Raw genomic sequence first — 13916 nt, forward strand, 5'->3', positions numbered from 1 at the left:
GCCGTATTCAAGGCAAGACCCCGAGCAGTCGCCAGATCCGCTGGATATCGGGGTCGGCCTTGATCAACTCGCCAAGCAGCTCCGGCAGCTCCATATTCCCCCAATCCACCGCACGGTTGATCAGGTAGGGCACCGGGCTGTGGGGCTCGACCCGTTTCAGATAGTCGGAAATAACCTTCAACTGCCGGTAGGCGGCCTGGCGTGACTCGGGTGCCGAAAGCGGCAGGGGGGCCGTTGTCGCGGCGGGCTCCTCGATCGTCGGTTCAGGGGGCAGGCTGACTTGCACAGGCAGCGGTTCCGGATGCATGGCGATAAACTCCCGCAAAGCTTGAACGTGTAGATCGAGGATGTTTTGCAATGCGGCAAAGCTTGGTGCATCTCCACCCAGTTGGCTGTCGCCCCAGCGGTTCAGTCGCTCAACATTCTGCAAACAGGTATTGAACAGCTGTAACCGTGCGTCGAGCTGATCGAGCGGAATTCGCAGCACAGCCTCGCGCCAGTCACGCAGCAGGTCCTGGGACTCCTGCGCCAGGGCCTTGGCCTTGCGCTCCTCGCTTTTGTTCAGCAGCTGTTTCTGCGCGCGCATCCACTGTTCCAGCGTGAGGGTTTCGAACCCGCGCGCCGCGCCGCCCAGCAAGGGCAGGCGAATATTCAGCAACAGGCTGTACTGGCGCACCAGCAAGCCCAGTGGCGAGGCCAGCCAGCTGGCGTCGTCGCCCCGGGGGTAGAGGGTCTGCCCATAACGCTCGCAAAGCCCGACCACCAGTTCCAGTGCCACACAGACACCGGGCAACTGATAACGCTGCAACCAGGCCTCTCCCAGCCAGGTCGCCACCAGCAGGTCCTTGCTCTGCTTGCTTAACAGCTCGCTGGCCAGGTTCTCCACCGTCGACCAGTCCGCGCGCTTGAGGTCGGTCTGCCAGACCCCGGTGGGCAGGCTGGCATCGTCTTCGCGACGGGCCTCGCGCAATACGTCGATTTCGGGCGCCGAGCGCAAGCTGATACCCGCTGGGTCAGCGCCGGGCAGGGGATCGATCAAGCCCGGCAAACGCAGGCGCAGTTGATCGAGGGAGGGTGTGTCGATCGTCATTGTTGGCTCTCGGTACTGGCCACGGGCAACGGGAAGACCGACCCATAGGGCGAGGCCGGCACGCGTGTCGGCAAGGTGCTCAGGGTCAGCGGCTGCTTGCCGCCAACGGCCTTGAGCGACAGGCGCAGGAACATCAGGGCGTTGGCATTGCCCGGCTGCGGCGAGCGCAACGGCAGTTGCAGGGCCAGCGGCCGGTCACCCTCATCCTGGGTTGCGAAGTGATTGCCGGCCTGGTTGGCGTGGATAAACCGCAGCAAGGCCCAGGTGCCGTCATATGACCAACTGGCTTGCAAGTCGGCCACGGCCAGCGCCGGTTGTTTCGGATCGTCCAGCGGCCGTTGGCTGCTGCCCTTGGCCCAACGCAGGGCCAGGCGGACCGGTTCGCCGACGGTCCAATTGGCGTGGCTGAGGTTTTCCGCCGGATAGCCGACTTCCCGTGGACCGGTGGCCAGGTTCCAGTCAATCACCTGGTCGGCGCCGCGCTCTTCCTCGCGGTCGGTACGCCAGCGGACTTCCAGGTCCAGGCCGCGCACGCCGTCCTTGTCACGCAGCAACAACGGACCGAGCCAGGCCCGGGCGTTTTGCAGGTTGAACAGGAACTCGGCGGCCGCGGACGATTGTGGCGAGCGGTTGTTCTCCAGGCCGCTGAAGGCGCTGGGCAGGTTTTTGTCGATCAGGTCGAGGAACTCACGGACCCGGTCGGGGTTGGCATCGACCGGCGTGTCGTCACCGCTGAAGGGAAAACGCCCGGCCAGGTAGGTACTGAAGTAATCGCCCAGGCGCTTCCAGGCCACTGCGGCCGTGTAATTCTGCAAACTGTCGCAGCGTTGCCGCGCCCGGTCATGGGCGCTGCGGGCGAGCAGGGCAATATTGCCTTGTCCCATCGGCAGGATGGAATCGGCGAGGATCTTGGCGCAGTTACCCAGGTCCATGTCATTGAAGTCACGCAGGACCATCTGCTGGTACTGCAGCGGTGAACTCGCCGGGTTCTGGTCGCCGTACTTCTTGAGCTCGGCACTCATGTCGACAAAGCTGTCGAGGGTCCCATCATCGCTGGCCGAGAGTCGATCACGCTGCTGGTCGAGCCACTCGATGGCCGGGCGCGCGGTGCTCAGCGAGTCGCCGATCAGCGTGAATTGTCGGCTCAAGGCCAGTTTCAGCGCCGGTGGATCACTTTCCCGGAAGCTGCGCAGCGACAGGTTGCGGGTACCGTCCCATTGACTGAAGTCGATGGGTTGGCGGAACAGTGGCAGGGCCGCGATCTCGTTCGAGGCACGGCGCATATCGTTCAGCGCACGGGTATTCAACTCTTGCCGCAATAGCTCGATCTGGCGGGAGTCGCCGATATCGCTGAACACTTGCAGCACTTGCAGGGCCTTGTCGGCGGGCAGGTTGAAGGTCGTGCCGCTGTCGATGCTCGGGGGCTTGCTGGCGCTCAGGCTGGAGACGTTGTTCAGGCTTTGCCACATGGCGGTGGCGGTCGCCGAACGGGCGGCGCTGATCATGGACTTGCGGTAGGGCGCCGGCAGCTCCGCCACATTCTGTTGCAACCAGAGTTGGTAGCTGTCGTGATAGTGCAGCGCCGCATCCAACTTGCCGCTGTCCAGCTCGCGCAGCCCCTGGCCACTCAGCGGTGGGGCATCGTCCTGGTTCAGGGCCATCTGGCTGAAGTCCTGGTGCAACAGCGCCGCAACCACCTGCCCGAGCTTGTCGACGTTGGCTTGCAACTCCAGGGTACCGCTGCTCTGTTGCCGCAAAATGCCCTGTTCCTCGTCGCCCTGTTCCAGCCAGCGATCGTGGAAGGTCCGTTTCGAGGTGTCGGCATAACGCTCGACCTGGTCGACGGCGACGCTGCCGATCAATGCACTTTGCCGGGCCTTTTCGAGCCCTTCCTGATAACCGGGCGCCAACTGTGCGCCGTTGCCCTGGCTCCACGCCGCATTGGTCAGGGTCAGTAACTGGCGCAGTTGGGATATGGAGGCATCCAGTTCTTCAAGCTCGGCGAGACTGTTGCGCTGTCCCCCCTGCAAGGCCCGCAATTGGCTGTTCAGGGCGCCGGCCGTGGCACTGAAGTCGGAACTGGCGAACAGGCTGTCAAGCCATAGGCGCATGGCATTGACGTAGCGCGCAGCTATCTGCGGCTTGAGCGGGTCCAGTTGCACCGGGCTGGCCAGCGGGATTTCTGGCGTGGCCAACAGGCTGTTGTAGTCATCGCCCAGCGGCAGGCCCTTGGTCTGGAAATTGAATCCGAACAACTCGTTGGCCAGGGCGATGGCGTCGTCCAGCGGGCGTTGGTCGCCTTGCAGGCTCTGGGCGAAACGTTTGTTGTGGTGTTCCACCGCCAGGGCCTGGTCGAGCACCTGCATGGCTTGTCGGTAGGCCTCTTCATTGCTGCTGCTACCGGCCCTGGGACGCGGCGCCACGCGAGGCGCAATCAGGGTAGTGATTTCGTCCTGCAGCTTGCCCTTGAGCGGCGTGAACAATTGCACCCGGGCCCGGGCGCGCAGCTCCTGCGCCAGTTGCTGGTCCAGTGAGGAGAACCACGAACCGGGCAGGAGCGAGGTGCGCATATGCCAACGCGGCGCGGCCTGGAGCAGGCGCCAGAAACTGGCGATGCGTTCGCGCGCGGCGTCGTCGTCAACGGTCACCGGGTTATGCGCCTGGTCCTCGTGCAGCAGGCTGCTCAACTGCGTCGCGGCATCGCTACGACCATGCCAGGCCCAGAGCATGCCGATCACCCAGACCAGCCCGATCACGCCCACGGCCAGCGCCACCAGGCGCTGCCAGCGTTGGCGTAATTGCAGGATGCGCGTGATCGGCTGTGCCAGCCCTTGTTCGGCAATGATTCGTTGCCGCCACAGGCGCGCGGTGAACAGTGGCGGCGCCGGGATCGGCGCCGGGCCTTCGGCAAAGGGGTCGGCATCGGCCGCCGGTGCGGCGGGACTGGCCTGGGCACTGAAATAGATGCCGCGCAAACGCGGGGCTTCGCCCATGGCGTTGCCCTGGAATATCGGGTCGCACAAGGAGCGCAGGGGATCATGCAAGGCTTGTAATTGTTTGGGCAGCAAGTACAGCTCGGCATCCACCTGACCACGCAACGTGCCGATTTCCACCAGCAGGTCGGCCAGGGTCTGTTCGACCAGGCCCAGGCCCTGGCTGATCCAGTCCGGGTGCCAAGGGGTTTGCGCCGTATAGGGCGATGTCCAGCCGAACGGTGCGTCTTTCGCCGCCGTTGGCAGCACTTCCAGCAGTTTGCTGGTACCGGGCAGGCTCTCGAAACCACTCAGGAGCATATACACCGGCAGGCTCAGGCCGAGGCGCTGTTGCAGATCGATAAACTTGCGCCGCACCGCCAGGCCGGCGGCGGCGGTATCCTGATCGGGCGCCAGTTGCTCCAGGTCGCAGAGCCAGATAATGCCGTCGGCCGGTCGATTCGCCCGGGCTTGCAGTAGCAGTTCCAGCAGTTGACGCCAGAGCTTGAGCTGCACGCTGGCGCGCTCGCCATGGCTGAACAGCGGCGCGGGCACCACCAGCACCGCGCCGTCGGGGCCGTACCACCAACGTCCGAACCAGGCCGGTTGCGCCGTGCTGGTCAGTCCCCAGCCGGCCAGTAGCGCCTCGATCCGCGGCGCATCGCCGAGCATCAGCACCCACGGCGTCTCATAACGATCGTGCACGCCCAGCGCTTGTTCCCACTCGCTCACCGCAGCGTAGAAGCTGCGATTGGCGCCGTTCAGTCGCGCGGAATACTTCCACAACAGTGCCGCGACCACCACCAGCAGGAGCAGGGCCGCGAGTATTTCACCCAGGTAAGCCATCAGCGCTTGAGCTCCGTGACCAGTGTTTGCCGATCCTGATCAAGAGCAGGCTGCACCCGGTATTGAATGTTCAACCAGAAGCCCTGGCTGATGGCGAGCAACAGCAAGAATCCCAACCCCAAGGCCAGGCCCAGCCGGTAACCGTCGGGCAGGCTGCGGCGTACCGGCAGTTGTTGCGGCGCGATGGCGCTCGGGCGTTGCAGTTGTTGGGCGATGTCGTTGGGTGTGGCGCTGCGCTGGCGGATAAAGGTGAACAGGCTGCGCCGCCATTTTTCGTGCAAGGCCGGGCCACTGCCGTTGCGCAGCCGGCCCTGGAAACCGAGGATCAGGCAGTACAGGTAGACGCTGCCCAGGTCGCGCAGGGCCGGGTCGCGGGTTTCCAGGAGTTTCTTGATGGCGACCGGAATCCGGTCGCCCGCCGAACGCGTACCGAACATGCGGGTTTCCATCGGCAGATCCTGCCAGATCGATTGCCCCGGCCAGTCTTCGAACAACAGGTGTTCGTCCACCAGCCCGACGAAAGCGAAGAGCGTTGCCTTGGCTTGCTGGCCCTGGGCATCGCCGACGGCGGCGAAGGTGCTGCGCCATAGCCGCCGGGCAATCTGACTGACCTGCTCGGCCACTTGCACGACCTGGACCTTGGCTTCGGTGGTATGTGGCAGGGCCTGCCAGAATACCAGCCATTCATTCCAGGCCCGGTTGAAGGCGCTGCTCAGGGGCGCCGCCTCGAAGGTGTCGAACGTCGGCAGTGCGTCATTATCCAACATCGCTCATCAATCCCTGATCCGGTTCAGTCCCGAGTGGCGTCGAATATCATGATTTCAACAGGTTCGACCCTTGCACTGCCCGGTGGCATATACAGGCACAGGTCGGTATCAGGTGCGAACCAATCACCCGCGGCCTGCAAGGTGAACAGACGAATATCCTCGGCAACGCCGTAGGCGACCTGGTCATTGCGCCCCAGCACGTTGAACGCCAACCCATGGGAGCGCTGCTGGATCAGGGGCGGCAATTGTGCCCGAGAGGCCCTGAAAGCGTTTTGCAGCCAATCCCCCGCCGCCTGTGGCGTGGCGCCGGAAGGCATGCGCAGGCCGATGACCAACTGTTGGATCGGCGTCTGGCGGTCCAGCAGGGCGATGGAGAAATGCTTGTCCTTGTAGTCGAAACTGCGTCGAGTGTAGCTGGCGCGAATGTTGTTGAGCTGGCCTTCGATCCAGTCAAGCACCTGGGCGAAGCCTGGCAGCATATCGTCGAACAGCAAGGGGCTGAAACGGGGCAGTGTCTCTTCCGGCTGCAAGCCGTATAGCGCACCCACCAGGCCGGTCAATTGCAGGTACAGCGCCATCGGTGAAGCAACACCGGTATCCAGCGTGGCTTGCAACTCCGGGAGCCGGGAGCCGATCGCGACCAACTGGCCGCGCAGTTCAGCGCCCTCCAGGGTCTTGCCGGCGTCCTGCGCCAGGCGCCAGCGGCCTTTGAGGAAATCGCATTTGCTGCGGGCCAGCAGGCACGCCTTGCTGATCCTTTCGCCGATCACCGAGTCCGGGGTCAACACAGGGCAGGGCGGCACGTAGTCGAGTTGGCTGAACACACCGCCCGAATGGCTGATGCGCAGCAATGGCAGGCAGATCGAGTCGGAGAGTTGGTTTTCCGTGACCAGCCGCACGATGGGGCGCCAGACACATACGGTGTCGGGCGTCGGGGCGTCGCTGCCGTTCAGGTCCACGGCGTTGATATTGAGCGAACGCAGCCGGCCACTGACCTCGCCCAGCAGCCCGGCACGCCACAGCGGATCGACCGCCAGGTAAACCATCAGGGTGCTCTGCTTCTGGAAATCATCGGCAGTCAGCTTGAGTTCGAGCGGATAGTGCTCTTTGTCCTTGACGGCATCCAGGTCGACCACCAGACCGTCGGGCATTACGGCCTCGAGTGCCTTGACGGTGATTTTGCCGCTGTCCTCTACCAGTAATTCAATGTACTGCACACCCCAGTACCAGGGCCTGGCATTGGCTGCGAGCCGGGCACTCACGCCCTCGGCACGCAAGCTCTGCAACTGGAAATGTTGTGGCAGCAGATGCATGCCTTCACTCCAACAGATCGCATCCGGTATAGCATCCGGTATAGCGCGCATCCTTCACTCCTAGCCTTCCTGGAATACGGGTTTCACTGGCCCTGGGCGTCGAGCAGGCGCATCTCGCGGGCGCCGACCTTGAGCCAGATATCCGTTTGTTTGTCGAGCAACAATCGGTGTGCGCCCGGTGTACTGTAGCCCGCGAACAACAACACGCCTTCAGCCTTTTCACCTTGCAGGGGATTGCTCGCGAACGTCACCAGGTTCCCCGGAACCACCTCCAGGCTCCAGATGTTGAAACCCTGGGGGAAATCGCGGCGTAGCTGCTCTCGCTGGGCGAACCACTGGTTGGCCGGCGTGCCCTTGAGACGCTCGAGTAATTGCGGATCGGCGACAGCGACGAAATCCAGGGGCAGTGGTGTGTCGCTGTTGGCTTTGGGCTCGACATCGACTATGACTTTCTGTAGCGCGACCTTGGGCGCGAACAGGCTGCAACCACTTATCTGAAATATCATGAAAAAAGCTAGCGCGCAGCTGCTACCGAGGAACTTAATTCGCTTCATAGGATTCAAATATAGGTTTTGCCAGATATTTCTTGCTTGTCTTATAGACCTCTTCTAAGGTTTTGGACAGTCGATTTTCCTACAGAAAATTCGCACTCAAGCCGTCGGAAAAGGTTTATACCACCAGGAGCGCGTTGCCGTTCGGTAGGCGCGCCAGAAGGAGAAGGGCATGGCCGCTAATCAGGAAAGCAAGCAGAAGTACTTGGGTCGTAACCGCCCCCCGCGTGTGCAAATCACTTATGACGTAGAAATCGGTAACGCCTTCACCAAAGAGGAACTGCCGCTGGTGGTGGGCATCCTGTCCGACCTCTCCGGCAACAACCAGCCGAACAAACCCGATCCACTGTCTTCGCGCGGTTTTGTCGACATCGACCGGGACAGCTTCGACACGGTGCTGAGCCGGATCAACCCGCAACAAAAGTTCAAAGTCGCGAACCTGATCGATCCCCAAAAAGTAAACGACGGCCTGTGGGCCGAGCTGTCCTTCAAGACCATCGAAGATTTCAGCCCGGAAAATATCGTTTCCCAGATCGATGGACTCAAAGACCTCTACAACAAACGTCAGAAGCTGCAGGACCTGCTGATCAAGCTCGATGGCAATGACGATCTGGACCGGAGCCTGATTGCCAGGCTGCACGATGACGCGGCGATTCTGGCCTTCAAGGGCGACCTGCAAAAGGCCCTCGCGCCGCCAGCAGCGGACCCCGCAGCGATTGTCGATCCTGCCAAGACCGACCCCGCGGCCGTCGTCGACCCGGTCAAGGCTGACCCCGCAGTGGCGCCCGTGGATCCCAACAAGCCCGTGGACCCCGCACCGGTTGTCGATCCTACCAAATCCTAGTTGATCAGCTCCCCTCCATGGAGGAATCGCGATGCCTAATGACCCCGCTTTGACGCCCGCAACCACGCCGGCGGCGGCCGCACCAACGGCCGACCAGACAGCTCCAACCCCACTGCTTGAAAGCATCGTCCAGGCGATGATCCTGGGTGCCCAGGATGGCGTCCAGAAGAAGTATGCCCAGCAGATGCTCAGCGTCTTCGCCGACGAAGTGGGCGAAAAGAATGTCCAGGCCGACGAGAACATGCTGACCACCATCAGCAAGCGTATCGCCGATCTCGACACGCTGATCAACGCCCAGCTCAACCTGGTGCTGCACGATCCGTCGTTCCAGGCCCTGGAAGCGTCCTGGCGTGGCCTGCACCAATTGGTGATGAACACCGAAACCGGTGAATCCCTGAAGTTGCGCCTGCTCAACGTCACCAAAAGCGAACTGCAACAGGACCTGGAGAAAGCCATCGATTTCGACCAGAGCGTACTGTTCAAGAAGGTCTACGAGGAAGAGTACGGCACCCTCGGTGGCAGCCCGTTCAGCCTGCTGATGGGCGACTATGAATTCGGTCGCAACAGTGTCGACGTCAAGATGCTCACCAACCTGTCGGGTGTCGCGGCGGCGGCCCATGCGCCGTTGATCACGGCGGCCAGTCCGGCCCTGTTCGACCTCAAGACCTTCGCCGACCTGGGCGTGCCCCGTGACCTGAGCAAGGTTTTCGAAAGCGGCGCGCTGATCGAGTGGAACGCGTTCCGCAAGACCGAGGACTCGCGTTATGTGGCCATGGTCCTGCCGCATTACCTGTCGCGTCTGCCGTACGATCCGCTGAACAATCCGGTACCGGGGATGTCGACCTTCGTCGAGGACGTCAACACCACCGCCGGGGCGACGGCGGCGGCAGCGGCCATTGCCGCCGTTGCGGCGGCCAAAGCCTCGGGCGTACCGCCTGAGAGCGCCGATGTCGATGCGCAAAAGATGGTCGAGCCCGACTCGGCGAAGTTCCTCTGGGGCAACGCCGCCTGGCTGCTGACCCAACGTATCACCAACGCCTTTGCGCAGTACCGTTGGTGTGCCGCGATTCGCGGAACGGAAGGCGGCGGTACGGTCAGCGATTTGCCGGTGTACCAGTTCAATACCCAGGTCGGCGACCTGGCGATCAAGTGCCCGACCGAAGTGGCGATCACCGATCGCCGGGAAAAGGAACTCGACTCGCTGGGCTTCATCGCTTTGTGCCATCGCAAGAACAGCAATGTCGCGGTATTTTTCGGTGGCCAGACCACCAACAAACCGCAGACCTACAACACCTTCGAGGCCAACGCGAACGCACGGATTTCCGGCATGCTGCCGTACATCCTGGCCGCCTCGCGCTTTGCCCATTACCTGAAGGTGATCTTGCGCGACAAGGTCGGCAGCTTCGCCACCCGCGACAACGTGCAGACCTACCTCAACAACTGGATCGCCGACTACGTGCTGATCAATGACAACGCCCCCCAGGAAATCAAGGCGCAGTATCCGCTGCGGGAAGCCCGGGTCGATGTCAGCGATGTGCCTGGACGTCCCGGCAGCTACACCGCCACGGTGTTCCTGCGGCCGCACTTCCAGTTGGAAGAGCTGACCGCTTCGATCCGCCTGGTCGCCGCGCTGCCGGCACCCGCCGCGGCCTGATCCATGCCATGCAGCCCGCCGTGACCCGGCGGGCCCTCCATTTCTGCTAGTCGTGCAAGGAACAACACCCCATGGATGCAATTATTCTCGACCTGGGCACCACGATCAAAGGCGACTCCCTGCTGGAAGGCTATGCCGACAAGATCGAAGTCATGTCCTACAGCCACAACGTGGCCATGCAGGTCACCAACGATGTCAGCAACTCGGAACGTACCTCCGGCAAGCCGCATATCGGTGAGTTCACCCTGACCAAATTCGTCGACTCCGCCACCCCGAGCATCAACGAGTACTGCTGCGGCGGCAAGCCGATCGCCGAGGTCAAGGTCACCGTCGGCCGTAACGCCGCCGAGAGCAACGGCCAGTTGATGCCGTTCATTATCTACACCCTGACCAACGTGGTGGTCTCCAACGTCAGTGTCAGCGGCGGCGCCGGTGGCAAGCCAGTGGAAACCCTGTCGCTGAACTTCACCAAGATCAAGTGGGAACTGACCGCCCAGAAAGACGACGGCACCAAGGAAGGCACTGCAGCCTCCACCTGGGACCTGGCGGCGAACAAACTCATCAAGGGTTGATCGCCTGTTTTCATCCGGTTGGAGATTTTCATGCGTGTTGCGCTGTTCGACCTCCTGGCGGGGGACACGGAGGGCTACTTCGATGCCCGTGATCCGTTGCGGATCGTCGAGTCCATTCGCCTTGAGCTGGAGCGCCTGCTCAATACCCGGCGCACCGAACGGGTTCATGGGTTCGCCCCGACCATCATCGATTACGGGATGAGCGACTGGAGCACCCTGTATGCCGACCGTGAAGAGGATCATCGCATCCTGATTCGCGATATACGGAAGGCCATTACCCGTTTCGAACCACGCCTGGCGCTGGAAGACGTCGATGTACAGGCGCTGCCGGGGCAACGTACACGCATGACGGTGCGCGTGATGGGGCATGTCCGGGGCCTGGACACGGCCCCGAACATGTCGTTCGTCCTGGAGCTGGGTGAAAGCGGCTTCGAGGTCAGGCATGAGTGATTCGATTGATGCCCGACTGCTGGATTACTATCAGCGCGAATTGACCTGGCTGCATCGTGCCGGCAGCGACTTCGTCGAGAACCATCCGAGTCTGGCCAGCAGCCTGAAGCTGTCGTCCAGTGGCTCCCAGGACCCCCATGTCGAACGCTTGATCGAAAGCTTCGCCTTGCTCGCCGCGCGCTTGCAACGCCGGCTCGACGACGGTTACTCCGAATTCAGCGACGCCTTGCTGGAACAGCTGTATCCGATGGCGCTACGGCCGATGCCGTCCTGCGCCATCGTGCAGTTCGGGCCGGACCCGAGCAAAGGCAGCCTGGCCGCCGGCTATCACCTGCCGCGTGGTACGCAAGTGTTCAAGGCCCCGCAGAAAGAGCAGCTCGACAGCCTGTATTTCCGCACCTGCGCCGATGTCACCCTATGGCCCCTGGAGGTTCAGGACGCCAGCCTGATCGAAGGCAGCGCCGCGCAGTCGGTCACCGGGATCGCCAATGCCGAGGCGGCACTGCGTCTGGTGTTGAAATGCAACAATGGCAAGCCCTGGAGCGAATTGCCGATCCAGACCTTGCGCATTCACCTGGCGGGGCCTGCGGGTAATCGTTCCCAACTCTATGATCTGCTGGCCGCCCATAGTCTGGATATTGTCTGCGGCTTGCCCGGCAGCCTCGGCCAGCCACTCGGGGTCCGGCCTTTGCCAGCCGGTTATGACGATAACCAGCGGCTGTTGCCGGAGGAAGACGGCGTGCACCCCGGGCTGCACTTGTTGGTGGAGTATTTTGCTTTTCCGGAGAAGTTCGCTTTTTTCGATCTCGCCCTGAAGATCCCGCCGCAGGCTACGGATCTGCTCGAGGTCTATGTCGCCTTCGATCGCGCCCCCGACAGCCGTATCAGCCTGCAACGCGAAGATATCGCCCTGGGCTGTACGCCGGTCATCAATCTGTTTTCCCGTACCGCTGAAACCCTGCGCCCGGACGGCACGCAAAGCGAATACCGTTTGGTAGCCGACTCACACCGTGACAACAGTGTTGAAATCCACAGCATCCGCAAGCTGGTGGCCGGTACCGCCAACGGCTACCAGACCGTGCCGCCGTACTACGGCTACCAGCATGGGCAAGGGGAGGATGGCCTGTTCTGGCACGCCCGGCGGATCAGTGCCCCCGGTCACTCGCGAGCCGGCACCGACATGATCCTGAGCCTGGTGGACAGCCAGTTCCAGCCGCGCTCCGCGTCGCCTGACGACACCTTTACCGCGCAGGTCTGGTGTACCAACCGGCATATGGCGCAAAACCTGTTGACCGGCACCTCCTTGAAGTTCGAACGTAGCGGTCCGGTGGCCACCATTGCCTTGCTGAAAAGCCCCACGCCGCAATCACTGCCCGACCTGGAGGGGTCTTCACGCTGGCGCCTGATCTCGCAACTCAACCTCAATCATCTGTCGTTGACCGAAGGCCCCCAGGCCCTGGAGGCCCTCAAGGAGATGCTGATTCTGCATAATCTGCGCGACGAGCCCTCGGCTCGCCTGCAGATCAATGGCATTCTCTCGCTGAAAACCGAACGGGTTGTCGGCCGTGTCGGCAAGGATGCCTGGCGCGGCTGGCGCAACGGCCTGGAGGTTCATCTGGAACTGGATCCGAGCAAGTTTTCCGGTAGCAGCCGGGTGCTGTTCTCCGGGGTACTGGCGCACTTTTTCGCGCTGTATGCCAATGCCAACTGTTTTGTTCGCACCGTGCTGGTAGAGGGCGATAAGGAGATCAAGCAATGGAGTCCGAGCAGCAACCCCATCCTGGCTCTCTAGGCGCGCTGCTGCGTCAGGTCCCCCAGCGTTTCGAATTGCTGCAAGCGTTGCTGATTCTGGAGCGCGAGCAGCAAACGGCTGATTCGCCGGGGACTGGCAGTGACCTCGAAGAAGAGTTGGCGCGTTTACGCGCGCAGCAAACCGTCGACTCGCTGGGTACCGGCAGTGATCCCGAGCGAGAGGTGGTGCGCCTGCGCGGGCCGCTGTTGCCGGAGTTCGCACCGAGCGAGATCAGCAGCTTGCGCCAGGTCCCCAATGCGAAAATGCCCGGGTCCCGGCTGACCCTGCACACCCAGGTGTTCGGCCTCGGCGGCCCGGACGGCCCGTTACCCTATGCCTATCAGGAATGGTTGCAGCAGAGGGCGCGCAACCGCGATCACGGCACGGTGGCGTTTCTCGATCTGTTCCAGCACCGCTTGCTGAGCCTGATGTATCGGGTGCAACAACGCCAGCGAGTAGCCTTGCCTTACAGCCAGCCGGCACTCAGCCCGGTGTACCAACAGTTGCGTGCCTTGTGCGGGCTGTCGTCCAGCTCCGTGGAGCAGCTGACTGTGCTGCCGGAAAGGGCCCTGATCGCTCGCGCCGGATTGCTGGCCAACCGGCGACGATCCCTGGCCGGGTTTCAGAACCTGCTCAAGCACTACTTCGATTTGCCCGTGCAACTGCACGGCTACCAGGGCGCCTGGCAACAGATTGCTTCCAACGACCAGAGCGTGCTGGGCCGCAAGGGCCGTAACCTGGTCCTGGGACGCAACGCCCTGTGCGGGACCCGGGTCTGGGATGAGCATGCCGGTATTCATATCCGCCTCGGCCCACAGGAGCCCGAGATGGCCGAGCGCTTTATGCCGGGCCGGGAGGCTCACCAACAGTTGGCGGCGCTGGTGGCCTTCTATTTTGGCGCGCAGCTGCGTTGTACGCTGTCCGTGCACGTCACCAGCAGCGCAACCCTGACGATTGGCCGCGAGCAACCTACCGCTCTGGGTCAGGGAACCCGGTTGAACCGTGTCGCGCGCACGGGAGATTTCCGGATCGACCTGCGTTTGCACGAAGAGGGAAGTGCCTGAG

11 protein-coding genes are annotated in these 13916 nt (G+C 62.5%); 6 read left to right on the plus strand and 5 right to left on the minus strand.

Features of this window, described 5'->3' with window-relative positions; all coding sequences use genetic code 11:
- Nucleotides 1-7: 7 nt before the first annotated feature.
- From tssA to HX830_RS03535, 5 genes are read right to left on the minus strand one after another with little or no spacing between them, the layout of a single operon-like run.
- Entirely contained in the window at nucleotides 8-1090 is a 1083-nt protein-coding gene (tssA, locus tag HX830_RS03515; RefSeq protein ID WP_152738993.1) for a type VI secretion system protein TssA, read from the minus strand.
- Entirely contained in the window at nucleotides 1087-4908 is a 3822-nt protein-coding gene (locus HX830_RS03520) for a type VI secretion system protein (protein ID WP_177098987.1), read from the minus strand. The genes tssA and HX830_RS03520 overlap by 4 nt, the downstream gene beginning before the upstream one ends.
- Complete coding sequence (locus tag HX830_RS03525) at nucleotides 4908-5675, minus strand: DotU/TssL family secretion system protein (RefSeq protein WP_152739000.1); 768 nt, start codon at nucleotides 5673-5675, stop codon at nucleotides 4908-4910. Before HX830_RS03525 ends, HX830_RS03520 begins: the two co-directional genes overlap by 1 nt.
- 23 nt (nucleotides 5676-5698) lie before the next feature.
- Nucleotides 5699-7039 carry a type VI secretion system baseplate subunit TssK gene (tssK, locus tag HX830_RS03530; protein WP_152739003.1) on the minus strand — a complete coding sequence of 447 codons (1341 nt, stop codon included), beginning with the start codon at nucleotides 7037-7039 and terminating at the stop codon, nucleotides 5699-5701.
- A 32-nt stretch (nucleotides 7040-7071) separates the two neighbouring features.
- Nucleotides 7072-7494, minus strand: coding sequence for a type VI secretion protein (locus tag HX830_RS03535; RefSeq protein WP_248764316.1), 423 nt, complete (start codon nucleotides 7492-7494; stop codon nucleotides 7072-7074).
- 217 nt (nucleotides 7495-7711) lie between these two features.
- Between HX830_RS03535 and tssB the strand changes: the two genes are divergently transcribed.
- The 6 genes from tssB (at nucleotide 7712) to tssG (ending at nucleotide 13915) form a co-directional block, all read left to right on the plus strand.
- Nucleotides 7712-8383 carry a type VI secretion system contractile sheath small subunit gene (gene tssB / locus HX830_RS03540; protein ID WP_177098989.1) on the plus strand — a complete coding sequence of 224 codons (672 nt, stop codon included), beginning with the start codon at nucleotides 7712-7714 and terminating at the stop codon, nucleotides 8381-8383.
- Nucleotides 8384-8414: 31 nt separating this feature from the next.
- Nucleotides 8415-10037, plus strand: coding sequence for a type VI secretion system contractile sheath large subunit (gene tssC / locus HX830_RS03545; protein ID WP_152739012.1), 1623 nt, complete (start codon nucleotides 8415-8417; stop codon nucleotides 10035-10037).
- Between the two features lie 71 nt (nucleotides 10038-10108).
- Nucleotides 10109-10609 (plus strand): Hcp family type VI secretion system effector, encoded by a 501-nt coding sequence (locus HX830_RS03550; protein WP_100943178.1) that lies wholly within the window; start codon nucleotides 10109-10111, stop codon nucleotides 10607-10609.
- A gap of 30 nt (nucleotides 10610-10639) precedes the next feature.
- Nucleotides 10640-11059 carry a type VI secretion system baseplate subunit TssE gene (gene tssE / locus HX830_RS03555; RefSeq protein WP_177098990.1) on the plus strand — a complete coding sequence of 140 codons (420 nt, stop codon included), beginning with the start codon at nucleotides 10640-10642 and terminating at the stop codon, nucleotides 11057-11059.
- Nucleotides 11052-12851, plus strand: a complete 1800-nt coding sequence (gene tssF / locus HX830_RS03560; protein WP_177098991.1) for a type VI secretion system baseplate subunit TssF — start codon at nucleotides 11052-11054, stop codon at nucleotides 12849-12851. The genes tssE and tssF overlap by 8 nt, the downstream gene beginning before the upstream one ends.
- Nucleotides 12815-13915 (plus strand): type VI secretion system baseplate subunit TssG, encoded by a 1101-nt coding sequence (gene tssG / locus HX830_RS03565; RefSeq protein WP_177098992.1) that lies wholly within the window; start codon nucleotides 12815-12817, stop codon nucleotides 13913-13915. The genes tssF and tssG overlap by 37 nt, the downstream gene beginning before the upstream one ends.
- Nucleotide 13916: the final 1 nt, after the last annotated feature.

The sequence above is a fragment of the Pseudomonas gingeri genome (assembly GCF_013385425.1).
In the GTDB taxonomy this organism is placed as follows: domain Bacteria; phylum Pseudomonadota; class Gammaproteobacteria; order Pseudomonadales; family Pseudomonadaceae; genus Aquipseudomonas; species Aquipseudomonas gingeri_D.